Origin of the sequence: Helicobacter sp. 13S00482-2 (assembly GCF_002272795.1) — a bacterium.
In the GTDB taxonomy this organism is placed as follows: Bacteria; Campylobacterota; Campylobacteria; order Campylobacterales; family Helicobacteraceae; genus Helicobacter_J.
In genome coordinates this window covers 36,907-60,797 of the sequence record NZ_MLAT01000003.1, presented here as the reverse complement: position 1 = coordinate 60,797, position 23,891 = coordinate 36,907, and the positions used below count along the sequence as shown (strand labels likewise).

Sequence of the window (23,891 nt, the reverse complement as noted above, 5' to 3'; positions counted from 1 at the left end):
AATTAAAAGGAACAGTATGATAACTCTCAAGAAAGCCTTATCTTTAAGCGAAGAAGAACTTAAAGATATTAAAGATGATATATCAAAGAAAGTCAAAGAAAAGCTTGAGATAAATGCCTATATATCTGAACCTTTATCTAGTCTTAATAAGGGTGTTCCTATACTCATAAAAGACAATATAAATGTTAAAGATTGGGAGATTACCTGTGCAAGCAAGATACTCAAGGGGTATATTTCTCCTTATAATGCAACTGTAATACACAAGCTTCATCAAAATGGTATGTGTGCATATGGAAGAGCCAATATGGACGAATTTGCTATGGGCAGCACAACTGAATCAAGTTGTTATGGTAGAACAAAAAATCCTCGAGATACTTCTAGGGTTCCTGGAGGAAGTTCTGGAGGAAGTGCTGCGGCTGTGGCTGGAGGGATTGCGATAGCAGCACTTGGGAGTGATACAGGTGGCTCTATTAGGCAACCTGCAGCATTTTGTGGGTGCGTGGGTTTGAAACCTACATATGGGAGAGTGAGTAGATATGGACTTGTGGCCTATAGTTCTAGTCTTGATCAAATTGGTCCTATTACCCAAAACATTGAAGATTGTGCGATATTGTTTGATGCTATCAGTGGGTTTGATAAGATGGATTCTACTAGTTTTGATTTGCCATCAACGCAGACATTTTCAAAATTAGATGAGGGTAAGCGATTTAAAATAGCTGTTTTAGATGATTATCTTAAAGATGCTGATGCCGAAATTCAAAAATCTTATCAAGATACTATAAAAACACTCCAATCATTAGGTCATCAGATAGTTTCTAAGAGTATGCTAGATACAAGCTATCATATTTCCGCATATTATATTATTTGCACGGCAGAGGCTAGTTCAAATCTAGCCAGATTTGATGGTGTTAGATATGGGAATAGGGCAGGTAATTTGAATGATCTGAAAGATTTATATATAAAAACTAGAAGCGAAGGATTTGGGGAAGAAGTGAAAAGACGAATTATGTTAGGAAGCTTTGTTCTCAGCAGTGGTTATTATGATGCTTATTATATTAAAGCTCAAAAAATTAGAAAACTAATCAAAAAACAATATGAACAGATATTTAACGATGTTGATATGATTTTGAGTCCTATAGCTCCTAGTGTTGCTCCAAAATTTGGCAGTTCGCATTCTCCACTTGATATGTATTTGAGTGATATTTATACTATTGGTGTTAATCTTGCTGGAGTTCCTGCAGTTTCTTTGCCAGTAGGGAAATCAAAAGATAAATTACCTATAGGAATGCAACTTATAGGAAAGAATTTTGATGAACAAGGAATACTTGATTGTGCTTATGGTTTAGAAAAGATTTTGGATATACAATTTGATTAGGAGAAAAAATGAGATTGATACAAAAAGCCCTAACTTTTGAAGATGTGTTGTTGGTTCCAGGATACTCTGAAGTATTGCCAAAGGAGGTTTGCATTGTCTCAAAACTTACTAAAAACATTGCTTTGAATATTCCGTTTGTGAGTGCTGCTATGGACACTGTGACAGAATACAGGACGGCTATTGCAATGGCTAGATTGGGAGGGATAGGCATTATTCATAAAAATATGGATATTGCTTCTCAGGTTCATCAGATAAAAAAAGTGAAAAAAAGTGAAAGTGGTATCATCACAGATCCTATATATATTCAAGCCAATCGTAGTTTAGCAGATGCTAAGGCTATCACTGATAATTATAAGATTTCTGGTGTCCCCGTTGTGGATTCTGATGGATTGCTCATAGGTATTCTCACGAATCGAGATGTGAGATTTGAGACAGATTTGAGTAAAAAAGTCGGAGATGTGATGACAAAAGCACCTCTTATTACTGCAAATATAGGCATTAGTTTGGAGGAAGCTAGAGAGATTATGCATAAGCATAGGATAGAAAAGCTACCAATTGTAGATAGCAAGAATATCCTTAAAGGCTTGATAACTATTAAAGATATTCAAAAGCGCATTGAATATCCAAATGCAAATAAGGATGAATTGGGTCGATTGAGAGTTGGAGCTGCTATTGGAGTCAATCAGTTAGATAGAGCAGAAGCGTTAGTTCAAGCAGGTGTGGATGTGCTCGTTTTAGACAGTGCACATGGGCATTCTATTAATGTCATGAGGACATTAGAAAATATTAAAAATAAGCTCCAAGTAGATATTATTGTCGGTAATGTCGTGACTCCTAAGGCAACTTCAGATCTTATTAGTGCGGGGGCAGATGCAATAAAGGTGGGGATAGGGCCAGGTAGTATCTGCACCACAAGGATAGTAGCTGGAGTGGGTATGCCTCAAATTTCAGCAATTGATGGTTGTTCAAGCGAAGCACTTAAGCATGGAGTTCCAGTGATTGCAGATGGTGGTATAAAGTATTCAGGTGATATTGCAAAAGCACTTGCTGTTGGTGCTTCTAGCGTGATGATAGGAAGTTTATTAGCTGGGACAGAGGAATCTCCAGGAGATTTGATGATTTTTCAAGGTAGGCAATATAAAAGTTATAGAGGTATGGGAAGTATTGGCGCTATGAGTAAGGGAAGTTCAGATAGGTATTTTCAAGAAGGAACTGCTCAAGAAAAGCTTGTTCCTGAAGGCATTGAAGGTAGAGTCCCTTATCGAGGAAGGATTGCTGATGTGATACATCAGCTTGTGGGAGGACTTAGATCTTCTATGGGGTATTTGGGTAGCAAAGATTTAGTTCATTTGCAAGAGAATGCTGAATTTGTACAGATTACTTCTGCAGGGCTTAGAGAGTCTCATGTTCATGATGTTGATATCACAAAAGAAGCTCCCAATTATCACGGATAATGAAGACCATCAAAACTGCTGATGGTACATTTACTATCTATAATGAAGAATTTAATGAATGTTATCATAGTCTTGGAGATGGAGCATATTTAGAAACTTTGTATAAACATATTCTACCTCCTATGGAACTTAAAAATTTATTTTTCAAGTCTCAAATTAAGATTTTAGATATTTGCTTTGGACTTGGGTATAATTGTTTCACGACTATTTCACAATATCTCAAGATGAACTATAAAGGTAAATTAGAGATATTTTCACCTGAAAAAGACACAGAAATATTTGAAAAAATAACTTCTTTGCAATATCCTTTAGAAATTCAAAATATCAATATCTCTAAAATAGTAGATGAACTCAAGAGAACTCATAAGTTAAATTCCATTCCTCAAGTGAGTGTTGAATTGTTCTTAGGCGATGCTAAGGAATATCTTTTCCTCCTTGAATCAAATAGTATTGATGTGATTTATCAAGATCCTTTTAGTCCAAAAAAGAATCCAGAGTTGTGGGATATAGAATATTTCACTAGATTGTATGAAATAGCTGCACAAGATTGCATCATAACAACGTATTGCACAAGTTTATCTGTGAAGGAAATAGCAAAAAAAGTTGGTTTTTTTGTTTATGATCACAAGAATAGTTTCACTAGAAAAAGTACTTTATTTACCAAAAAACCATTAGATGCTATTTGACATTTTATTGCAGTTATAACGCCTTATTGTTGTGAAATATTTAATATTTTCAGTAGTTTATATTTTAATCTATCAAAAATTTTTAAATAGAATCTAGGATTAATAAAGAATGATGGATTCTTTTTTATATAAGTTTTTATTCTATAAGAGAATAGAGTCTTTTGATGCGTTGCAATTATCGTTTTTGGAAGCTCTGCTAGGTACTCTTTTAAAAAGGGAGTCTGAGCAAGATAGTAAAACCATAACTCAGATTTAGGTTCATCTACATAAACCCAAGGCTTTTTATTGCCCTCATAATGAATTTGAATAGGATATGAATTTGCTTCATCAAGCTCTTTTTTAGAATAGATAACAGGAGTTAGCTTTTCCCAATTTTCTCCAAATCTTTTCCAAGCATAATGAGCTACCATATGTTTGAGAGATAATGTATCAATATAAGGGTAGCAGATAATATTTAGCACATCTTGTTCAGGAAGAATGAGTTTATGAGAATTCAAGGAAGCATAATTGATCCATTTTTCTTCAATACCATCTTTTCTTATTGCTTTTAGATTGGCGATAAAATATCCAGCACCTATGCCATATTGAATTGCCTTAAATTCATCTTCTGAAAAATTTTTATATCCTTCTTTCCAATTAGTGAGGGGAAAAATACCATCAGGATCGTTTGGTTTGATTCCAGCCAAATACGATGAGCTATTAGTATCAAAATCTAAAAAACTTTCACTCACATCACCTAAAAATACTACATCTACATCTGTGATGATTATTTTGTCATATTGTGGGAAAAGCCTTGCTGGTATTAGTTTATAAAAAATTTCTTTACTGAAATGATGTTTTGAAGGGATATTTTCCCAAATATTACTAAAGAGTCCCTTTGTGTCGATGAATTCTAAAGAGGAGTTCGAAAAGGTTTTGATGGTTTTCTGTAGAGTATCTTTTTGGTTTTGTGTGATGTCATCATGTAGAACATAGAGTCTATACTCTATAGCCCCCCCCCCTTAGAAGAATACTTCGTATTAGTTAAGAGCGAATAAAAAGCCACACTAGCAGGTATAACATAACGAGTATCAAAACAAAACATTATAGGGATAACTTGTTTTTGAGGATTTTGCATCATTTGTATCCAGTTCCTTTAGAGTTTTGAAGAATTTTACAGGAATTTTAATAAAGAGATACTTTAGAGCCCCAAGAAGGGGGCAAAGGCAAGAATCTATTCTACTTCTGCATCAATGACATCATCATCTTTTTTATTTGCTTGAGCATTTGGTTTCTCTCCTTCTTTGGCATACATTGCTTCAGCGAGTTTGTGACTAGCTTCAGTCAAGGCTTTGAGTTTTGCATCAATCTCTTCTTTTGAAGCATTTTCATTTTTCAAAGTCTCTTTAAGTTCATCAACTGCCTTTTGAATTTTTTCTACCTCAGTTGCTTCTAGTTTGTCTTTTAACTCTGTCAAGCTTTTTTCAGTTTGATAAACTAGGCTATCAGCTTGATTTCTTGATTCAATAGTTTCTTTTCTTTTAGAATCTTCTTCTTTGTGAAGTTCGGCATCTTTGACCATTTTTTCTATTTCACTATCAGATAAACCACTTGATCCAGAGATTTTGATTTCTTGAGATTTTCCACTTGCTTTATCTTTTGCCGATACTGTTAAAATTCCATTTGCATCTATATCAAAGGTGACTTCAATTTGAGGTACCCCTCTAGGAGCAGCTGGAATTCCTGTAAGGTCAAATTTTCCTAGCGATTTGTTATCTCTAGCAAGTTCTCTTTCTCCTTGCAATACGTGAATAGAGACAGCAGGTTGATTGTCTTCAGCTGTGGAAAAAACTTGAGCTTTTTTTGCAGGAATAGTCGTGCCCCTATCTATGACTTTAGTCATAACTCCACCCAATGTTTCAATACCTAAGCTTAATGGCGTAACATCAAGCAACAAAACATCTTTTACATCCCCTTTTAAAACACCACCTTGAATCGCAGCTCCAATAGCAACCACTTCGTCGGGATTTACAGATTTGTTGAGTTCTTTACCAATAAAATCTTTTACTCTTTGTTGGGCTTTTGGAATTCGTGTGGATCCCCCTACCATTACAACTTCAGAAATATCATTTTTGCCAAGTCCAGCATCTTTGACAACAAAATCAATTTTTTTGATAGTTTCCTCTATGAGATCGTCTATGAGAGTTTCAAATTTTGCTCTAGTAAGTTTTTTTACTAGGTGTTTTGGACCACTTGCATCTGCAGTGATAAAAGGAAGATTTATCTCAGTTTCTTGAGCTGAACTCAATTCTTTTTTTGCATTTTCAGCTGCATCTTTTAGTCTTTGGAGAGCCATAACATCAGATTTAATATCAATGCCACTCTCATCTTTAAATTCTTTAGCTGCCCAGTCAATGATTCTATTATCAAAGTCATCACCACCTAAAAATGCATCTCCACCAGTTGCTAAAACCTCCACAACATTATCGCCCGTTTCTAGCACGGTAACATCAAATGTCCCACCACCTAGATCATAAACCATTATTTTTTCAGATTCTTTTTTATCAAGTCCGTATGCTAGAGCAGCTGATGTGGGTTCATTGATGATTCTTAAAACATTTAACCCTGCAATAGTCCCCGCTTCTTTAGTAGCCTTTCTTTGTGCATCATTAAAATATGCTGGAACAGTGATAACAGCTTCACTCACTTCTTCGCCCAAATAAGCCTCTGCATCTTCTTTGAGTTTCATTAAAATTTTTGCAGAAATCTCCTGAGGAGTATAGACTTTATCAGCTATCTCTATTGCACAAGCTCCATTTCTGTCCACAATTTTATAAGGAAGTCTTTTCTCAGCTTCTTTTGCTTTGTCTTCATTGAACATCAAACCCATAATTCTTTTTATTGAATAAATGGTTTTTTGAGGATTGGTGATAGCTTGTCTTTTTGCGGGTTCGCCCACCAAAATTTCACCTTTGTCTGTAAAAGCCACGATTGAAGGAGTTGTATTTTTACCTTCTTTATTGGCGATAATTCTCGCCTCATTCCCTTCATAAACTGCCATTGCAGAGTTTGTTGTTCCTAAATCAATACCAATTACTTTTGCCATTTTCTATCCTTTGTGTTGAATTTAATTTTTTGCGATACTTACCATTGCTGGTCTTAAAACTCTCTCTTTATATTTGTAGCCCTTTTGTAAAACTTGAACAATTTCGCCATCTTGCTTATCTTCAGCAGGAACCTGCATAATAGCGTCGTGAAAATTGGGATCAAAATTTTCATCACAAGAGATCTTTTCGATACCATGTTTTAGCAAAACTTTATGCAGATTATCAAGAGTGAGTTCTAATCCCTGAAATATTCCTTCAGCCCCTGACGTCTCTTTTGCACTTTCAAGTGCTTTTTCAAGAGTATCTATGATGGGCAATAGATCCCGTGCTATTTTTTCATACGCATATTCTAAAGCCTGATATTTGTCTTTTTCAAGACGCTTTTTGGTATTTTCAAAATCAGCGTGAACGCGAATGTAATTTTCTTGAAGTTCTTGATATTTTTTTTCATAATCCTCCTGTTTTGGGTTATTTTCTTGTTCTGAAAGTTCTTCTTCAGATTGATTTTGCTCTGTAATTTCTTCTTGGTTATCTAAATCTTTTTCCATTCTTACTCCTTTTAATGTTGATTTACGCAACTATTTTTTCATAAAAGCTTGTGTAGTTTTTACTCAGCTCTCCCATACAAAACATTTGTGCTTGTTTTTGATTTAAATTGATGTTTTGGACGATTGCAATACTACCTTCAGGGATAGTATTTTCAAAATAAACTCCTCTAGAGAGTCTATCAAAAATATACCCATTAATCACTTCAAAGAACAATCTATCAAAACCTCTGATTTTAAGAATAAAACTCAAAAACTCAATACCAAATGTATGTAAAATCACATCAGAGGCTAGATTGAGCTTTTCTAATAGTGCCTTTGCACATACTTGAGAGCAGATTTTTTTGATATCTTCAAACTCTAATCCTAAGAGTTCTCTTAAAAATCTCTCTATGGAATGATTGAAAGGAACACATATTTCATTATCCTCAAAAACCAATATCAAAAATCTATTTTCATGATTGATGATTTCTCTTAGGGTTTGTGATTTTTTTTCTCTAATAAGGCAAAAAACACCCATTTCTTGGCAAGCTTGTTGTATTTTTTGAATATCTATATCAATATCATTTTCTTTATATGGAATATGAGATCTCCAATAATCTTTTAGGGCTTTATTGGTAGGAATTCTGCCACTACTGATATGGGTTTGGGTCAAGATCCCCTCATCTGAGAGAGTCTTAAAATAATTCCGAATTGTCGCAGAAGAAATTTTTATACTCATAGATACTTTCAAAGATTCCGATCCTATGGGTTCGTTTGATTGAATATATCGCTTGATAATTCCATCTAAAAGCAAATCTTTTTTATGATTCATATTTCTAAAACCTCACCTGTGATTTTAATGCCAAAATATATTTTCTCGTATTATAGCAAAAAAAGTTAATGAAATTAGCATTCATATAAAATTATTGCTAAAATAATCAAAAGTTTAGTCTATATAAATAAACTTATATAAATTAAATGACTAAATATTCTTTATATAAATATCTTGAGAATCATAACAGGGATATTTTTAATTGTGATTATAAGGATTTAATGCTAGAATCACCCTATGAATATACATACAAAAAACATAGAAGAATCTTTGATTGAGGAAATTAGCAGTGTCTCTTTGGCGATGTTTAGAAAGAGTTTTTTTGGGGTTTTTCATGGCTCCATATCTTCTAGAATATCTCAAAATAGATTTTTGATAAATAAAAAAGATGCTATTTTTGATAGAATTGATAGCAATTCATTGATTATGCTTTATGATAAAGAAGATTATCGTTGGCAAGAGGCTAGTATAGATGCCTTTATTCATTCTAATATTTATCAAAATATCACAGAAGCTCGTTTTGTTGTCTATGCAATGCCTCCTTATAGCGTAGCATATTCTTTATCCCATGATGTTTTGATTCCAAAGGATTATTTTGGTTATAAGCTATTGGGTAAGCAAATAGATATTTTTGATCCAAAAGATTATGATAGTTGGTATGAGCGTGCAGATATTAATATTTTGAGATATTTTAAACAGACAAAAAAAAATTTTATATTTATAAAAGGCTATGGAATCTATGCTTATCATAGAGATTTATATTCTTTAGCTAAGACCATTGCCCTCATAGAAAATAGCTGTAAATTGTTAAATCTAGCTAGAATGGTAGATATTGGCTATGAAAATGAAACTAGATTTAATGTCTAATAAATAGAAGACAAGAGGTATTTTGAATTTTAAAAAGCCGAGGATAGCTCCTCAGCTCAAAATTAAAGCTTATTTGCGTTTTCAGAAAGATATTGAGCTACTCCATCGTGAGTTGCTTTCATCCCTTTTTCGCCTTTTCTCCATCCAGCTGGACAAACTTCTCCATTCTCCTCAAAAAACAATAAAGAATCTGCCATTCTTAGCATCTCATCAATATTTCTACCTAATGGTAAATCATTAATAACAGCGTGGCGAACAACTTGATGTTTATCAATCAAGAATGATCCTCTAAGTGCTACTGCTCCATCAAATAAAACATCATAATCTCTTGAAATTTGCTTAGTTATATCAGCAATCATTGGGAAGGTCACATTGCCAATACCACCTTTTTCAATAGGTGTATTTTTCCAAGCAAGATGAACTACTTCAGTATCTGTGGATACGCCAATAACATTAAAACCTTTCTCTTGAAAATCTTTCACACGATGATCAAAAGCAATGATTTCAGAAGGACATACAAATGTAAAATCCTTTGGCCAAAAGAATACAACGGCACCATTTTTACCAAGATTTTTTGATAATTCAAAATCTACGATTTCATTATTTGCTAATACTGCCTGGGCTTTAAAATCAGGTGCTTTTTTTGTCACTAACATCTTTTCTCCTTAGTTTTCATTCGAGTTTTGTTTTGATAATATGAAATAATAATTATCAATTACTAATAATAACGACCAAAAGTTAATTGATATGTAATGCCTTTTTAAGAACACAAAATGAAGGTATTTTTTCTAAAAAATATTTGTCAAAAATGTGCTACAATCCAGAGGAGAATTTAAAAATACAAGGTGAGTTTATGAAAAATGAGTTTCTATTTACATCAGAATCAGTAACTGAAGGTCATCCTGACAAAATGGCGGATCAAATAAGCGATGCTGTCTTAGACTATATAATAGGTAGAGATAAAAATGCTAGAGTTGCTTGTGAAACACTTGTTTCTAATGGTTTTTGTGTTATAGCTGGAGAATTAAAAACGTCTGTTTATGCTCCTATGCAGGAAATCGCAAGAGAAGTTATCAAGGATATTGGTTATACAGATGCTTTGTATGGATTTGATTATAGAAGTGCAGCTGTTTTGAATGGAATTGGAGAGCAAAGTCCTGATATCAATCAAGGAGTAGATAGATCTGATGGAGAGATAGGAGCTGGAGATCAAGGACTGATGTTTGGATATGCTTGTAAAGAAACAGAGTCGTTGATGCCTTTACCTATTTGGCTTGCCCACCAACTTACTGAAGGACTTGCCAAAAAGAGAAAAGATGGCACTCTTCCATTTTTGAGACCTGATGGTAAATCTCAAGTAACCGTAAAATATGTAGATGGAAAACCTGTATCTATTGATACCATTGTTATCTCAACTCAACACTCTCCTGAGGTTGATCAAAAACACTTAAGGGAATCTGTGATAGAAGAAATCGTTCATAAAATATTACCCAAGAAATATCTCAATGACGATATTAAATACCACGTTAATCCAACTGGTAAATTTGTTATCGGAGGGCCTCAAGGAGATGCAGGTCTTACTGGACGTAAAATTATTGTAGATACTTATGGCGGAAGCTGTCCTCACGGTGGCGGTGCATTTAGTGGGAAAGATCCTAGCAAGGTTGATAGGAGTGCTGCTTATGCAGCTAGATATGTTGCAAAAAACTTGGTTGCTAGTGGAGTTTGTGAAAAAGCTACTGTGCAATTGGCTTATGCAATTGGTGTGGTTGAACCCGTATCTATATACGTGAATACACACGGTACATCCAAATATGATGATATAAAAATAGAAGCTTGTGTGAGAAAAGTTTTTAGACTCACACCCAAGGGGATTATAGATAGTTTGGACTTACTAAGACCTATTTACAGAAAAACTTCTGCTTATGGACATTTTGGCAGAGACTTATCAGATTTTAGTTGGGAAAGAACTGATAAAATAAGCGAAATCAAAGAATTTTTAGGAATGTAAAATTTTAGGCTAAGGGGATAATATTACAATGTTTTTGAATTTATCTCTTCTGGCTTTAGAAACAAATAAATAATTGTACTTAAGATATGCGTCCAGAAAAAACGCAGATGGATTAATTTTTAGGGATGTAAAGGGGGTAGTATTTTTGAGGCCATAATTGACATTTTTTCTAAAATGTAAAAGTGAGAGCTCAAATTTGGATAGAGTTTGAGTGGGAAAAACAGGAAAAATATTATCATTATTGCATTAGATTAGCTTACAACCTCTTTTAGTGCCTGTTGTGCAGAGTCTTTTGTTTGAATCTTGTTTTCCATAAAGATGCTCACAGTCAGTTTGTCACTTAAAAAATTGCACTTGAAATAAAGGCTTAAGCATTTTCAATAATTATTTTGGATACAATTAGGGTTTGGATTATTTAAGGTAGTAAAAGGAGATATTAACAAATGATAGAACAGACACTTTCCATCATTAAGCCCGATGCGGTTCAAAAAGGTGTGATTGGAAAAATTATTGATAGGTTCGAAAGCAATGGTTTGAAGATTGCAGCTGTAAAAAAACTTCAGCTATCAGAATGCGATGCAAAGGCTTTCTATGCAGTTCATAAAGAGAGGCCTTTTTTTGGTGAGTTGGTTAAGTTTATGATCAGTGGTCCTGTTGTGGTTATGGTATTAGAGGGTGAAAATGCCGTGATAAAAAATCGTGACTTGATGGGGGCTACTAATCCTAAAGAAGCCAAGGCTGGAACTATTCGTGCAGACTTTGCAGAGAGCATTGATGCTAATGCAATTCATGGAAGCGATAGTAAGGAAAATGCAAAAATAGAAATTGAATTCTTCTTCTCAAAAAGGGAAATTTACTGACTTCAATGAAAATTGAAATGAGAAAGATAACACAACTCCCTAAGAGCTTTTGTATTGTCTCTGATGGGATTGAGTTAAGAGGACAGATTTATAAAAAAGCTTCAAAAATATTTCAGATAGATGCTGTTTTAAAGGGTTCTATTGAAGTTATCTGCGATCTTAGTGGAGATTTTTTTACTAAAAATTTTGAACAACCTTTGGTTTTGTATATTTCAGATGGTCTTTGGGATATACAAAGCCAAAGTTCAAAGCTTGATGATTTTGACATTATCGAGTTTTTTGATGGCTTTATTGATCTAGACTATATTTTGCAAAGTGAGATAGAATCTATCAAGATGGATTATCATATAAAAGAATAACAAGGAGTATAAAATGGCAGTTCCCGACAGAAGAGTAAGTAAGACTAGAGCCGCGAAAAGACGTACGCACTATAAAGTAACGTTAGCACGACCTGTTCGCGATAAAGATGGAAGCTGGAAGATGCCTCATCATATCAATAAGTTTACAGGCTCTTATAAGTAATACAAGATTTAAAGTCCATTAGTGTTGGTAATTTAAATTTATATTTGGAAGGGCTTGATGTTGAAGATAGTTGTTGATGTTATGGGTGGTGATAACGGTGTTTTACCGATCATAGATGGGGTTAAGAGAGCTTTAAAAACTAAAGATTTTCAAGCAATATTAGTAGGCGATGAGAGCTTGATAAAACCTCTTGTTTCTGAAGATATTGCCCATAAAGTTGAGATAGTGCATTGTTCTGATTATATTAAGATGGAAGAGAGTGCATCTGTTGCAGCTAAAAGAAAAGATTCTTCCATATACATAGGTACAGAGATTGTCAGGAATGATCAAGCTCATGCTATTGTTTCAGCAGGTCATAGTGGAGCTACAATGAGTCTTGCTACTTTGAGAATCGGCAGAATTGAAGGTGTCTCACGCCCTGCAATTTGCACGTTAATGCCCTCTATTACACAAAATCCAAGTATTATCTTAGATGCAGGTGCGAACACAGATTGCAAACCTGAGTATCTAGTTGATTTTGCTATTATGGGGTATGAATATGCTAAGAATCTGCTTGGTTATCCCAATCCTCGTGTGGGGCTTTTGACAAATGGAGAAGAGGATTCTAAGGGAAATGAACTCACAAAGGAAACTTTTAAGATTTTAAAATCTTATGATTTTTTCAAAGGGAATATTGAAGGAAATGATATATATGATGGAAGCATAGATGTTGTTGTGTGCGATGGTTTTACTGGAAATATTGTTTTAAAAGCAAGCGAAGGTGTAGCCACTTCGGTGAGCTATATTCTTAAACAACACATTAAATCTTCTCTGATCGGGCTTTTGGGTGGTTATCTTCTTAGGGATGCTTTTAGCAAACTTAAGAAGAAATTAGATTATGCAGAATATGGTGGTGCACCTCTTTTAGGAGTAAATAAAACCGTTATTATTAGCCATGGAAAAAGTAATGCTAGAGCAATTGAATGTGCTATTTATCAGGCTACAAAAGCCGTAGAAACAAACGTTTGCCAGAAAATAGCCCAGGCTTTTGCTTTTAAGGAACGGTAATTTATGAAAAAATATGCTTGTTTGAAGTCCATCGCTTCTTATATTCCAACAAGATGTGTGAAGAACTCTGAGTTTGAAAAGAGTCTAGATACGAGCGATGAGTGGATACGCAAACGTACAGGAATTCAAACACGTTATTTTGCCTCTAAGGAGCAAAATACTAGTGATTTGGGGGTTGAGGCCGCTAAAGTTGCGTTAGAACGTTCTGGATTTCAGGCTAGTGATATTGATTTGGTGATAGTGGCTACCTTGAGTCCAGATTATTTAAATATGCCCTCTACGGCTTGTCTCATCAGTGCAAAATTAGGCATAAGGAATAAACCAGCATTTGATATTTCTACTGCTTGTTCAGGGTTTATTTATTTGCTTTCTTTGGCAAAAGCATTTATTGAATCAGATGCTTATAAAAATATTCTCATTATTGGTGCTGAGAAAGTTAGTAGTGTTCTTGATTTTACCGATAGAGGCACTTGTGTACTTTTTGGAGATGGTGCAGGAGCTGCAGTGATTACTTCTACTACAGATAAGAATAACTCTATTTTAGATGTGCATATTTCTGCAGATGGTTCTTATCATGATTTTTTATTTACCCCAAGAGCCACTAGGCAAAGTGAGTTTATGCAAGAAAATTGTATTTCTCAATACTTGCAAATGAAAGGAAATGAAACTTTTAAGTTAGGGGTAAAAACACTTATCAGTGATGTAGAAGAAATCTTACAAAGAAACAATATATCATCTACTCAGGTGGATTTTTTTATTCCTCATCAAGCAAATTTACGTATTATATCTGCGGTTGGGGAGCAGTTAAATTTTACTTCAGAACAAGTCGTTATAACTGTTCAGAAATATGGCAATACATCCGCAGCTAGTATTCCAATGGCAATGAATGATATTTATGAGAGTGGAAAACTTAAAAATGGGGATTTGATATTATTAGATGCCTTTGGTGGTGGGGTTACTTGGGGTTCAGCTTTGCTTCATTTTGGGGGCTAGGTAATGCTTTTTGTATCTGATAGAATAGGCGAAGATTATGAATGTTTTTCTATATTTTCTAAAGATAGATCCTATCGTTTTATGTTAGAGCGAACTTGGGATCAAAAAAAACCAAAATTGTGTTTCATTACCCTAAATCCAGAAACCTCTGATACCCACCATTGGGATAGCACTTTACTTGTTTGTAAAGAGTTTGCGATGATGTTTGAAGATGGAAATTATGGGGGCATATACATGCTTAATCTTTACCCATATATCAGTCATAAAACTACGGATTTGCTTCAATATAATGGGGAGATGTCTGAAAAAAATCTCCAATATATCCAGTATTGTGTTGCCAAAAGTCAAAAAATCTTCTGTGCGTGGGGAGATAATGTTTTTCGTAGAGCAGGAAAACTTGAGCTTCATAATGCTTATGCAACGAGTTTGTGGAAAAAAATACAAAAATATCAGGATAAAATTTATTGTTTTGGATTGCTCAAAAGTTCTCATCCTTGTCATATTGTTCCAAAAGATGGAGGAATTTTGTTATCTAATTTTTTGAGCAGTTTGCAAAATGGGATTTCACTTGAACATTACCATTATAGGGGACTTCAGCTTTTATAAGATTTTTTATCTCTAGTAGTTCTTTGACAGTCTCAGCTAGGTTTGTATTTAAAATTCTATGAGAATGTTTGGCTATTTTATAAACTTTATCGTAGTATTTCTCTATTAAGATTCTAGCAATTTCTTCAAATTCTTGATTTTCCCATAATTTTTCAAGACTGATAAAAATACTCTTAGGGATATAAGGCTTTATTTTTTTCATTGCAGAAAAAAACTCTGTTTCAGATATATCTTGATATAAATTTACAATTCGTTTGATTCGTTGTTCCATAGGGGCTTGTATCAAAACATTTGTACCCTTGTGATAAGTCTCAAACAGAGTACTTGGAATGATTAGATTTCCTAGTTTTCTTGATTCTGATTCTATGAACAAGATAGATTCTTTTTCCTTGTTGCACAACTCCTCATAAAGAGTGTTCTCAAACATTTTTTGTGAAGGTTGATTTCCCATATGCTGAGTTGCCATTGTGCCAAAACTTGATCCATAATGCTTTGCTAATTTTTCTAAATCAATACTAGAAGTTTTTAGAATTTCTATGATTTCGCTTTTTCCGCATCCAGTGGGACCACAAAGACTTATGAAATGATGTCTTAGGGGAGTAGAAAAATAATTCACCACTTCATTTCGATAGCCCTTATAACCATTCTCTAATTTTGTAACTCGAAACCCTATATGCCCTAAAATTGTTTTCATTGCTTCGCTACGCTTTCCTCCTCTTGCACAATAAATAAGTAATTTATTTTTGTGATTTAGAATGGATTGAAGTTCTTTATTTTTGGGGATTGAATCTAATATAGCAGAGATATTTTTACAAGCTATACTTGCTCCCATAATGGTAGCTTTTAGGGGAGATTCTTGCTTGTAGATAGTTCCTATGTTCTCGTGTTCTTGATTTGTAAATACTGGTAAATTGACAGAGTTAGGGATGTGAGAGTTAGAATATTCTTTTGGTGTTCTCACATCAATGACATAATCGAATTCTTCAAAAAGTTTTTTATTTGACAATATTACCCCTTGTGAATATCCACCAACTCAAAAATTTTGCCTCTTCAAGCTTTTCGTAAAGTTTTTTTGCTTCTTCTTTGTCATCAGATTTTGGGAGTGCATTTTTAAAGTATTCTAGTGGTGTCTTAGGAACATAGATAAAACGATCTGTTCCGACGACATAATACCCTAATGCATATGCATTTTTGTGATATTTATTTGCGTGATTATTGCTAAAGAGAGGTTTGCCAAAACTGCTGTATTTAAAACCTTTTTGTGATACGAGCTCTACAATGGTTGGAGCAATATCAATATGAGAACCTATGTTGTAGAGTTGTTTAGGGGTTAGGGTTGGAGAGTAGATAATCAATGGAATTGACTTATAAATACGCTTGGTTAGCTTTGCCCTAATATATTGTCTGCCATAATGATCGCCTGTGATAACAAAAAGAGAGTCCGGAAAGCGTTTAGAAGCCTCTTTGATAAAGCGGGTGACTTGTTTGTCATACCACCAAATATGACCCAATAATCTATCATTATCAGAATCATTAGAGATATCTTTTTTTGGAATGTGAGTCTTTAGAAAATTATTTATTTTATCCATTGGAACATTATAGTATTTTAGATCCACATCATAGGGCGAATGGTTGGAAGTTGTCATCACCATATTGAATGTAGGTTTTTCTGAATTTGCGGTATTTGCAATTAAAAAGTCAAATAAGATTGGATCATACACGCCCCAGGTATTTTCAAGAGGTTTTGGGTAAGGCTTATCTTTGGCATATTCTAGAAAATCAGTATTGCCAAAAATTTTATCAAATCCTTCTGATTCTGTGTATCTATCGAGTCTTTGCCAATTTGCCGAACCTCCATAATAAAATCTATTTTCATAGCCGAGTTTTTTCATCATCCCTGCAATCGCAGTTGGGAATAATGGCATAATACTCGCTTTTGAATTCAAGGCTACATCAAATTGAAAAAGACCTGTAAGTTGAACATCTAGACTTCTTATTGTTCCATCGGCATTTTCTAAAAAATGTTCTATTTTAAAACCATGTTTTCCATCGATAAGAGATTTTAAACCCGATGTTAAGCCCAAATCATCAAATTCATCATCAAAACTCCATTCACTCAAGCTTTCAGAAACGATGTAAAAAATATGTTTGATTGAAGGAGCTTTTTCTATATTTGTGCTTGTATGTTCGAGTAAATTGGAGAGATCAAAAGGTGGTTTTGAATCTGGAGGGAGATTAAAAAAACTCTTAGTTGTGTCAATAGGAGATCTATTGGGAAATAAATTATTGAAATTTGTTTTATGATTAAAAACGATATACAAATCACGAAATGACCCTGTAGTGATTTTTCTAAGGAAGCGATTTTTTGAAAACTTAGTATAGGCATCTAAAGGAATATCTCTGGTGCCTAAATGTGAAGTGATAAAAATAAGTGTCAATATCCCAAATATTCCAAATGCAATCAATGTTGAAATGAATATATAAATTTTAGAATATTTCTCAGATCTTCGAACAAAAAGATATTCAATTAGGTTGCAGAATTTTTTATAAATAAATATAGTAATCATGCTTGAAACTATCCAAATAACTATTTTTGGCAGGATATGATAGTGACCTTCAAAGGCAGTTTTGATGATTGCTATTTGATCATCATCAATAAGCCCTAGTAAATTTTCATTAAATGTATCCTTGTAGATATTATAAAAAGCCATATTCGAGATACCTAAAAAAATACATATAAAAAAGATGATTCCCGCATAAATATTCAAGATGCACTTTTGAGACGAAAAAAAGCACGACAGAAGTCCAATAACTAAAAATACCACTCCGCTAGCTGCTACTGTTTTGTTGTCATATTTAGAACCATTGATGAGGGTATTTATGATGTCATTAATCCCTACATCATCTCCCATTGCACCTCCATGGATGCCAACATAAAGTATAAAACATATGCGAATGCACACAAATAAAAAAGCAAGAAAAATACTAAAATTAATCGCTCTTAGTATGGTTTGAAAAATCCTCATCGAAATGCCTTTTATGGAAAATAAACATTATAATAAAGATTTTTTTATAAAAAAACAATAAAAGAATATTAAAAACTTTATTTTTTTAAAAATTTTCGTGTTACGTAGGTGAAAATGTAAATGATAGATAAAAACCAGGTTGGCACATCAATAAAATAATCAAAAAGATTCTTTGAATCCATTACATTCAAAGAATATGCAAAAAGTGATAGCAAATAGATAATTCCCAATATTTTATCAATGAAATATCCAAGAATTGCAATCAAACAGCAAGTGATAATGATAAAAATAGGTGATTGGTAGTATAGATTTACAGGAATGATATTAAATGCACTCAGATATAAAATAAATCCAAAAATAAAAATAAATACAAATCCCTTAAAACTCAAAAGATTACTTTGGTGGGTTTTAAAATTTTCAAATATCATTACAATGCAAAAAGTGAATAGAAAAACACTCATTTCTCCTACATAGCTATAGCTTAAAATATTGATTGACAGGTTTTTAATAGGGATATTTACTACAATGCCACCTAATATTATTAGGGTAAGGTTTATTCTTTTTGAAACTTTTGCTTTGTGTCCAAAATATCCTAATAATGCCATATATGCTAATGAAAAGACATAATGGTTCATTGTTTTGTCCTTAAATAGGATCTATTTAGGCGGATATGCCTAATATTTTTTCTATTGAAGGTATAGACTATATCTATATTATCACCATCTGTGATTGTTGTAGGGTAGCTTACTTCAGCAGAGTTTGTATGATCTAAATCCATAATTTTTTTGAATTCCTTTGGGGAAATCATCACTGATAAAGTTAAAGTACCACGATCAAGATTAGGGGATTTGTTGAAAGTATTATGAATAAGATAGATATCTTTGTTGAATCTAGTAAGATTGGCCGAATTGTCATAGTTTTTTATATTTGTTTTTTCAGGAGGGAACCATTTTTCTCCAGCATTCTCGCATAATTGAGAAAACATTGTGTTTTCATAAGCACCTTTATTTCTGAAAATAGCCAGACATTTTGTGTGTGATAGTGGAGCTAGGCTTGGTTGAAGTTGTTTATGGAGATTATTTGGTTTAGTTATAGAAATAACATTTCCAGAAGAGTCAAATTTAATCATCAGTGCATATTTATCAACAAGTTCGTGATAGATGGGCAATATAAATCCACCACCATTAAGTGGAATAGGTGCGGATCTCACAAGATTGCTGATATTCATAAAAGGGCTCAAATGGAGCACTTGTTTGTAGTTAAAAGTTTTCTGAGGCGAGAAACCATCAATATAAAATTCATAGATTTTACTCGTTGCCCATCCACCAATACTCACTCCAACAACAAAAAGATAAACTCTATCCTTGTCTCTGTATAGGACAGGATTGCCAAGCTTTTTGATGTATTGTTTGGATTTTTTGCTTAGAGCTTCTCTTGAAAGAATCACAAAAGGTTTGCTCCAAAAACGTTTTTTGGCATCATAAACACTACCATAAATTTTCACATCCTTTGCTCCTTCTCTGCTTCCTGCAAAAAATGCCACAAGTAAATCGCCATTTTGAAGACTTGTGAGTGTTGCAGAATGAGCAGAAGGAATTCCTTCGGGCATAGGAATATCTATTTTTGAAAAATAAGGGTTCGTATAGGGAATTGGTTTTATAGCTATTTGAAAATCCATTTTATCTTCTAGATTTTGATAGGAGAGGTATGAAAACCATCCACCAAGCAAAATCACAATAAGAATAAAATAGATTTTTTTCATATAATCTGTGTCCATTCCAATAAAGAACCCGCATTAAAGGGGATGATATTGTTTTGTATGAGTTTTATTTGAGAAGGAACCCAACAATGCTTCTTTTGTAGTCTCACTTCTTTGGGATCTAAATCGTTTATATTATATATTTTTTTAGCATTATCGCTAATAAAAGCTTGAAGATTTTCAAGTTTGTTGTGTTTTTCAAATAAGGTGGCCAAAGCACATAGAATCATAGGAGCAGAAAATATTCCTGCTGAAGCATTATCTTTGAGCTTATTTTTTTCCAGATGAGGGGCGCTATCAGATCCAAAACTAACCTTTGGGTGTGCATTGATTGCTAGATCTAAAAGCATATCTCTATCTTTTGGTGTCTTTAAAATTGGCTTACAAAAGCGGTGAGCCTTGAGCCCTCCGCCCAACATGTCATCTAAGGTCATTGTGATGTGATGTAGTGTGAGTGTTGCATATATATTAGGATATGTTTCTAATAACTCAATACTCCTATGATCACTCATATGTTCAATGATGATTTTGAGTTTAGGAAAATCTTGTGCTAGTTTGGCGAATATTTTTCCAAATTCATACTCTCTATCTAGTGAAAAACCATTTGTTTCCCCGTGAATAGAGAGTATAAATCCCATATCTTGAGCTATCTGACAAATTTTTAGCATATGAGGTGTAAAAATTTCATTCAGACCATCTTGACTATTTGTCGTAGCACCTTTTGGATAAAGTTTGAGGATTTTAACTCCTTTGCTTCTAGCATGTTTAAGCTCCTCTTCGTTCATAGATTCGGTGATATAGAGCGTCAAAAATGGTTTGAAACGTTTGTATTTTGAACCTGAAGCAATTTCTTCACGATATTGAAGTGCAAGTTCAGTTGTAGTGATAGGTATGTTTAAATTGGGCATAACTACCGCTCCTGCAAATTGAGAGGTTGTGTATTCGATGATATTTTTGAGCATTTCACCCTCTCGCAAGTGTAAATGCATATCAAGCGGATCTTTCAAGACAATTTCTTTCATAGGGCGTCCTTGATTTTTTGTTAGGCTTTAATTTTACTATGTTAGAATTAATTTTACTCCTATTCTTGGAAAATTTTTTAATATCAAATGAAGTTTGTTTAAAATAAATGCTTCAAAAAAGATAAAAGTTATAAAAATATTTTTGATTTAAAAATACAAAAAAATATTAAGACAATAATATTAATTTTTAAAAATATGATATTTGATAAAAATTATTTTTAAATAATAATATCTAAATTTCAAATGTATTAAATTGTATTCACAAAGACGGCTCATAGGGTTATTTTATCTAATAGATCTAAAATAGCAGTAAATACGGATTTTAAGAGTGTAAAATTAGAAAAAATTAATAATTTTATCGGCATTATCTGTATAGAAAATATCTCACATTGATTCTAATAAGTGTTTTTGTTGTCGGTCTTGGATAGTCTTTATAGGCTATTTGTACAGTTTTGATGGTATTTTTATCTAGAATAATTGATCCTGAATTTTTGATGATTTTTAGGTCGCTGATATCACCGTTAGGATAGAGATAAAATTCAATAGCATTAGTTCCATCTTGACCCAAATATCCTGCTTCTCTTGGATATTGTAGGTATTTTTGCGTGATCCTGCCAATATCCCTTAAATTATTTTTGATAAAATCTTTTTCTGCACTTCCTAAATCTCCAAATTCATCTCCATAGAGCTTATCTATTTCTTCTCTAGTATAGCGATCTTGCCCTTGGTCGTTTTTTGAACTTAAATTTGAGCTGTTTTGAGGCATTTGTAATGCCATCATTTGTTGGTTGGAAAGCAGGGAAAGATTTTTGGGATCAATATAGCTTTTTTGATATTTATTAAGTGCTTTATTGTTTGAGTTTGTCTGTTTTTTCTGCTGGGTGATTTTATTTTTTTGTTCTTGTTTTATAGGGGTTTTTTGTGCTTTTTCTGGATTATCACTTTTGTTTGGAGTCGGAGAAGTTTTTTGCGATGGGATACGTGTGGGAGTATTTCTTGATGGTATTGGGGTAGGGTTGTTTTTGCTTGACTTTGTTATTGGGGGTGCACCAGGTTTAGTTTTTGAGGGATCTTGAGAATGCCCTCTTTTTAAAACTAGCAGATTGCTTGCATCTATTTTTTTTAATTGAGCTGGGCTATGAGTGAATTTGCTAATTGCATACAAAAGCAACAACATGAGCAGATGAAGGAACAGGGATAGCAACAATGCAATAATAAAACGTTTTTCAGAGTTTTTGTCTTGCATTTTTGCCTTAATTTAACCTTATTCTTATTTTAGAGAAGTCCAAATTTTATCATCAATGATTCTTTTTTGATTCATTTTTGTTTTTCCTGTATGCTTTATTTCTTTTATAAATTCAGGAGATTCAACGTGTATTTTATCAATAAGTATATTTTGTTTATTGCCTAATAGTATTAAGTACTCGTATTTTTCTCCACCAATGAGTAAGAGTTTGTTATTTGTATCAATATTTTTTGTTGCAAGAATCTGAAGTTTTGAATTCTTCATTTCAAAGATTGTTTTTTTGTCTTTATTTAAGCTTAATTTTCTTCTCACAAATAACATTACTAAAATTAATGCTACCATAATAGCCAAAACTAGCCAATATTGATAATCTTGTACTCCTAAATTAGGAGTATCAGAAGAGATGCCACGGTTAATTGATGCGGGTTTAACCGATAAGGGTGATTTGATTATGGATTGAATGTTATCAATAGATTTCTTGGGTGTAAAACGAAGCCTTAATGTGTAACTATCTTTGGATTTACTTGCGGTGATCTTAAAGGAGAGTTTTGATTTTGGAATGATGTAAAGATCTTTATTCTTTGAGAAGACCTCAAGAGAGTCTAAAATAGAAGAGGGAAATTTTTTTTGTATTTTTTGTTCAGTTTTTGTATTTTTAAGTAATATTATTTTTTCATTTTGGATATTAAATTCTTGAGGAGGAGAAGTGAAAATCATATCGGAGAAAAATATCACATCAATGCTGTTGTTGCGGTCAAAAATCTCTATTTTTTTGATGGTAGCTTCTGAGAACAAATAACTACAGAAGATAGTGAGTATAATCAATATTTTTTTCATTTACGATCAAGAATCTTTTGTTAGGTAGTAAATAATAGCATTAGAATCAAGTATTTCATTCAGCCTGATAGCAAGGTTTTTCTCATAAACCATAACCTCACCTTTTCCAACCACTCTACCATTGACAAAGGTATCCACACTTTCTCCAGCAGGTTTCCCTAAATCAATAATTGATCCTTTTTCAAATTTGAGTATTTCTGATAGTGGAATTTTTGTTGAACCAAGCTCGGCATTAAAAGTAATTTCCATATCTAGTAATCCTTCATAATTACTCATGAGATCTTCGAGGTAAGTTGCTAATTCAATATCCTTTTGAGAATGGATTTTTTGTTGGTCTAAAATAGGATTTTGTTCATTCATTTTTCGCCCTTAAAGCTAGATTCAAGCCATATTAATCTGTATCTAATTTTTATTTATATCTTGAGAGTCCTAGTTAAATTATACCCTAATTTAAATTTGATAATCTTTTCCTATTTTCTCAAAATTTCTCAAAAATTACACAGGTTTAAAGTTGCTTTTTGAGAGGCAAAACTCTTGCACAAAACAATTTTCGCAATCAGGTTTGACCGCTTTGCAAGTATATCTTCCAAACAGCACAAAAGCCTGATGCAGAATGCTAAGATCTGTTTTAAAGGCTTTGCTAAGATCGGTTTCTGTTTGTAAGGCTGTCTTGGCTTTAGTTAGTCCTAGTCTATGAGATGTTCTAAACACATGTGTATCTACTGCCATATAGTTGGCTTCAAAATATTCTATCAAGACTACATTGGCAGTTTTTTGCCCCACTCCAGATAGACTTTTGAGTTCTTCTTGAGTGTGAGGGATTTTCCCTCCGAAATTTTCCATTACTTGGTTTGCCATTCTGATCAGATTATTTGCTTTTGTATTGAAATAAGAGATGGATTTAATAAGCTGTTTAACTTCTAAAATATCTGCTTTTGCTAAAAGATCAGGAGTGGGGTATTTTGAAAATAGTGCAGGGGTTACGATATTCACTCTCTTGTCTGTGCATTGTGCGGAGAGCATCACGCAAACTAATAACTCATAAATATTTTTATATTTGAGTTCTGTTTTTGCATTTCCATAGTGCTCTAAAAAGCGTTTTTTGATTTCTTTAGTTTTTTGAACTTTGGTCATT

At 33.2% G+C, this 23,891-nt stretch carries 25 protein-coding genes and 1 pseudogene; 11 read left to right on the top strand and 15 right to left on the bottom strand.

Annotated features, from left to right (window positions below; genetic code table 11):
- Window positions 1-16 precede the first annotated feature (16 nt).
- The 3 genes from gatA to BKH42_RS02470 are packed head-to-tail and all read left to right on the top strand — an operon-like array spanning window position 17 to window position 3,515.
- Window positions 17-1,375 (top strand): Asp-tRNA(Asn)/Glu-tRNA(Gln) amidotransferase subunit GatA, encoded by a 1,359-nt coding sequence (gatA, locus tag BKH42_RS02480; protein ID WP_095294529.1) that lies wholly within the window; start codon window positions 17-19, stop codon window positions 1,373-1,375.
- Window positions 1,376-1,383: 8 nt separating this feature from the next.
- The gene (gene guaB, locus BKH42_RS02475; RefSeq protein WP_095294527.1) at window positions 1,384-2,829 is read left to right on the top strand and encodes an IMP dehydrogenase; all 1,446 of its coding nucleotides are present in this window, start codon (window positions 1,384-1,386) and stop codon (window positions 2,827-2,829) included.
- Complete coding sequence (locus tag BKH42_RS02470; protein ID WP_095294525.1) at window positions 2,829-3,515, top strand: MnmC family methyltransferase; 687 nt, start codon at window positions 2,829-2,831, stop codon at window positions 3,513-3,515. Before guaB ends, BKH42_RS02470 begins: the two co-directional genes overlap by 1 nt.
- Window positions 3,516-3,538: 23 nt before the next feature.
- Here BKH42_RS02470 and BKH42_RS02465 read toward each other — a convergent pair whose 3' ends face one another.
- From BKH42_RS02465 to BKH42_RS02450, 5 genes and pseudogenes are all read right to left on the bottom strand, one after another.
- Window positions 3,539-4,471, bottom strand: a complete 933-nt coding sequence (locus tag BKH42_RS02465) for a glycosyltransferase (RefSeq protein WP_257874236.1) — start codon at window positions 4,469-4,471, stop codon at window positions 3,539-3,541.
- A gap of 29 nt (window positions 4,472-4,500) precedes the next feature.
- Window positions 4,501-4,632: a hypothetical protein gene (locus BKH42_RS09850; protein WP_257874232.1), complete on the bottom strand. Its 132-nt coding sequence runs from the start codon at window positions 4,630-4,632 to the stop codon at window positions 4,501-4,503.
- 96 nt (window positions 4,633-4,728) lie between these two features.
- Window positions 4,729-6,600, bottom strand: a complete 1,872-nt coding sequence (gene dnaK, locus BKH42_RS02460) for a molecular chaperone DnaK (RefSeq protein WP_095294520.1) — start codon at window positions 6,598-6,600, stop codon at window positions 4,729-4,731.
- Window positions 6,601-6,636: 36 nt separating this feature from the next.
- Window positions 6,637-7,149 (bottom strand): annotated as a pseudogene (gene grpE / locus BKH42_RS02455) (nucleotide exchange factor GrpE); the annotation flags it as partial.
- 22 nt (window positions 7,150-7,171) lie between these two features.
- Entirely contained in the window at window positions 7,172-7,960 is a 789-nt protein-coding gene (locus tag BKH42_RS02450; protein WP_095294517.1) for an HrcA family transcriptional regulator, read from the bottom strand.
- A gap of 237 nt (window positions 7,961-8,197) precedes the next feature.
- Between BKH42_RS02450 and BKH42_RS02445 the strand changes: the two genes are divergently transcribed.
- Window positions 8,198-8,827: a class II aldolase and adducin N-terminal domain-containing protein gene (locus BKH42_RS02445; protein ID WP_095294516.1), complete on the top strand. Its 630-nt coding sequence runs from the start codon at window positions 8,198-8,200 to the stop codon at window positions 8,825-8,827.
- Window positions 8,828-8,889: 62 nt separating this feature from the next.
- On the opposite strand, the gene BKH42_RS02440 is transcribed toward BKH42_RS02445, so the two are convergent.
- Window positions 8,890-9,483, bottom strand: coding sequence for a peroxiredoxin (locus BKH42_RS02440; RefSeq protein ID WP_095294514.1), 594 nt, complete (start codon window positions 9,481-9,483; stop codon window positions 8,890-8,892).
- Window positions 9,484-9,680: 197 nt separating this feature from the next.
- Here BKH42_RS02440 and metK point away from each other — a divergent pair, with 197 nt between their 5' ends.
- From metK to BKH42_RS02405, 7 genes are all read left to right on the top strand, one after another.
- A complete protein-coding gene (gene metK / locus BKH42_RS02435; RefSeq protein WP_095294512.1) occupies window positions 9,681-10,838 on the top strand; it encodes a methionine adenosyltransferase in 1,158 nt (385 codons plus the stop codon).
- Between the two features lie 446 nt (window positions 10,839-11,284).
- Window positions 11,285-11,698, top strand: coding sequence for a nucleoside-diphosphate kinase (gene ndk, locus BKH42_RS02430; RefSeq protein WP_095294665.1), 414 nt, complete (start codon window positions 11,285-11,287; stop codon window positions 11,696-11,698).
- Between the two features lie 5 nt (window positions 11,699-11,703).
- Complete coding sequence (locus BKH42_RS02425) at window positions 11,704-12,057, top strand: hypothetical protein (RefSeq protein WP_095294510.1); 354 nt, start codon at window positions 11,704-11,706, stop codon at window positions 12,055-12,057.
- Window positions 12,058-12,070: 13 nt separating this feature from the next.
- Window positions 12,071-12,220, top strand: coding sequence for a 50S ribosomal protein L32 (rpmF, locus tag BKH42_RS02420; protein ID WP_095273487.1), 150 nt, complete (start codon window positions 12,071-12,073; stop codon window positions 12,218-12,220).
- Window positions 12,221-12,280: 60 nt separating this feature from the next.
- A complete protein-coding gene (gene plsX / locus BKH42_RS02415) occupies window positions 12,281-13,267 on the top strand; it encodes a phosphate acyltransferase PlsX (protein ID WP_180673914.1) in 987 nt (328 codons plus the stop codon).
- Window positions 13,268-13,270: 3 nt separating this feature from the next.
- Window positions 13,271-14,260 carry a beta-ketoacyl-ACP synthase III gene (locus BKH42_RS02410; RefSeq protein ID WP_095294507.1) on the top strand — a complete coding sequence of 330 codons (990 nt, stop codon included), beginning with the start codon at window positions 13,271-13,273 and terminating at the stop codon, window positions 14,258-14,260.
- Between the two features lie 3 nt (window positions 14,261-14,263).
- A complete protein-coding gene (locus tag BKH42_RS02405) occupies window positions 14,264-14,866 on the top strand; it encodes a DUF1643 domain-containing protein (protein ID WP_095294505.1) in 603 nt (200 codons plus the stop codon).
- Here the strand turns inward: BKH42_RS02405 and mnmH are convergent.
- The 9 genes from mnmH to nth all read right to left on the bottom strand — a co-directional run bounded on the left by mnmH (window position 14,793) and on the right by nth (window position 23,890).
- On the bottom strand, window positions 14,793-15,872 hold the full coding sequence (gene mnmH / locus BKH42_RS02400; RefSeq protein WP_095294503.1) for a tRNA 2-selenouridine(34) synthase MnmH: 1,080 nt from the start codon (window positions 15,870-15,872) through the stop codon (window positions 14,793-14,795). The two genes, BKH42_RS02405 and mnmH, sit on opposite strands and share 74 nt — an antisense overlap.
- Entirely contained in the window at window positions 15,862-17,892 is a 2,031-nt protein-coding gene (locus BKH42_RS02395) for an alkaline phosphatase family protein (RefSeq protein WP_095294501.1), read from the bottom strand. The genes mnmH and BKH42_RS02395 overlap by 11 nt, the downstream gene beginning before the upstream one ends.
- A 77-nt stretch (window positions 17,893-17,969) precedes the next feature.
- Entirely contained in the window at window positions 17,970-18,527 is a 558-nt protein-coding gene (locus BKH42_RS02390; RefSeq protein WP_095294500.1) for a hypothetical protein, read from the bottom strand.
- Entirely contained in the window at window positions 18,524-19,654 is a 1,131-nt protein-coding gene (locus BKH42_RS02385; RefSeq protein ID WP_180673912.1) for a sialidase family protein, read from the bottom strand. Before BKH42_RS02385 ends, BKH42_RS02390 begins: the two co-directional genes overlap by 4 nt.
- Window positions 19,651-20,673, bottom strand: coding sequence for a dihydroorotase (pyrC, locus tag BKH42_RS02380; protein ID WP_095294496.1), 1,023 nt, complete (start codon window positions 20,671-20,673; stop codon window positions 19,651-19,653). The genes BKH42_RS02385 and pyrC overlap by 4 nt, the downstream gene beginning before the upstream one ends.
- Before the next feature lie 364 nt (window positions 20,674-21,037).
- Window positions 21,038-21,919, bottom strand: a complete 882-nt coding sequence (locus tag BKH42_RS02375; RefSeq protein ID WP_095294494.1) for a TonB family protein — start codon at window positions 21,917-21,919, stop codon at window positions 21,038-21,040.
- A gap of 24 nt (window positions 21,920-21,943) precedes the next feature.
- Window positions 21,944-22,756, bottom strand: coding sequence for a hypothetical protein (locus BKH42_RS02370; protein ID WP_095294492.1), 813 nt, complete (start codon window positions 22,754-22,756; stop codon window positions 21,944-21,946).
- A gap of 6 nt (window positions 22,757-22,762) precedes the next feature.
- Window positions 22,763-23,116, bottom strand: a complete 354-nt coding sequence (fliN, locus tag BKH42_RS02365) for a flagellar motor switch protein FliN (protein ID WP_095294490.1) — start codon at window positions 23,114-23,116, stop codon at window positions 22,763-22,765.
- A gap of 135 nt (window positions 23,117-23,251) precedes the next feature.
- Complete coding sequence (gene nth, locus BKH42_RS02360; RefSeq protein WP_095294488.1) at window positions 23,252-23,890, bottom strand: endonuclease III; 639 nt, start codon at window positions 23,888-23,890, stop codon at window positions 23,252-23,254.
- Between the last annotated feature and the right edge of the window lies 1 nt (window position 23,891).

Excerpts from the sequence above, each read along its gene's own strand:
- gatA (WP_095294529.1), top strand. The coding sequence starts at position 17 with ATGATAACTCTCAAGAAAGCCTTATCTTTAAGCGAAGAAGAACTTAAA.
- guaB (WP_095294527.1), top strand. The coding sequence starts at position 1,384 with ATGAGATTGATACAAAAAGCCCTAACTTTTGAAGATGTGTTGTTGGTT.
- BKH42_RS02470 (WP_095294525.1), top strand. The coding sequence starts at position 2,829 with ATGAAGACCATCAAAACTGCTGATGGTACATTTACTATCTATAATGAA.
- BKH42_RS09850 (WP_257874232.1), bottom strand. The coding sequence starts at position 4,632 with ATGCAAAATCCTCAAAAACAAGTTATCCCTATAATGTTTTGTTTTGAT.
- dnaK (WP_095294520.1), bottom strand. The coding sequence starts at position 6,600 with ATGGCAAAAGTAATTGGTATTGATTTAGGAACAACAAACTCTGCAATG.
- BKH42_RS02450 (WP_095294517.1), bottom strand. The coding sequence starts at position 7,960 with ATGAATCATAAAAAAGATTTGCTTTTAGATGGAATTATCAAGCGATAT.
- BKH42_RS02445 (WP_095294516.1), top strand. The coding sequence starts at position 8,198 with ATGAATATACATACAAAAAACATAGAAGAATCTTTGATTGAGGAAATT.
- BKH42_RS02440 (WP_095294514.1), bottom strand. The coding sequence starts at position 9,483 with ATGTTAGTGACAAAAAAAGCACCTGATTTTAAAGCCCAGGCAGTATTA.
- metK (WP_095294512.1), top strand. The coding sequence starts at position 9,681 with ATGAAAAATGAGTTTCTATTTACATCAGAATCAGTAACTGAAGGTCAT.
- BKH42_RS02425 (WP_095294510.1), top strand. The coding sequence starts at position 11,704 with ATGAAAATTGAAATGAGAAAGATAACACAACTCCCTAAGAGCTTTTGT.
- rpmF (WP_095273487.1), top strand. The coding sequence starts at position 12,071 with ATGGCAGTTCCCGACAGAAGAGTAAGTAAGACTAGAGCCGCGAAAAGA.
- BKH42_RS02410 (WP_095294507.1), top strand. The coding sequence starts at position 13,271 with ATGAAAAAATATGCTTGTTTGAAGTCCATCGCTTCTTATATTCCAACA.
- BKH42_RS02405 (WP_095294505.1), top strand. The coding sequence starts at position 14,264 with ATGCTTTTTGTATCTGATAGAATAGGCGAAGATTATGAATGTTTTTCT.
- BKH42_RS02395 (WP_095294501.1), bottom strand. The coding sequence starts at position 17,892 with ATGAGGATTTTTCAAACCATACTAAGAGCGATTAATTTTAGTATTTTT.
- BKH42_RS02390 (WP_095294500.1), bottom strand. The coding sequence starts at position 18,527 with ATGAACCATTATGTCTTTTCATTAGCATATATGGCATTATTAGGATAT.
- BKH42_RS02385 (WP_180673912.1), bottom strand. The coding sequence starts at position 19,654 with ATGAAAAAAATCTATTTTATTCTTATTGTGATTTTGCTTGGTGGATGG.
- pyrC (WP_095294496.1), bottom strand. The coding sequence starts at position 20,673 with ATGAAAGAAATTGTCTTGAAAGATCCGCTTGATATGCATTTACACTTG.
- BKH42_RS02375 (WP_095294494.1), bottom strand. The coding sequence starts at position 21,919 with ATGCAAGACAAAAACTCTGAAAAACGTTTTATTATTGCATTGTTGCTA.
- BKH42_RS02370 (WP_095294492.1), bottom strand. The coding sequence starts at position 22,756 with ATGAAAAAAATATTGATTATACTCACTATCTTCTGTAGTTATTTGTTC.
- fliN (WP_095294490.1), bottom strand. The coding sequence starts at position 23,116 with ATGAATGAACAAAATCCTATTTTAGACCAACAAAAAATCCATTCTCAA.
- nth (WP_095294488.1), bottom strand. The coding sequence starts at position 23,890 with ATGACCAAAGTTCAAAAAACTAAAGAAATCAAAAAACGCTTTTTAGAG.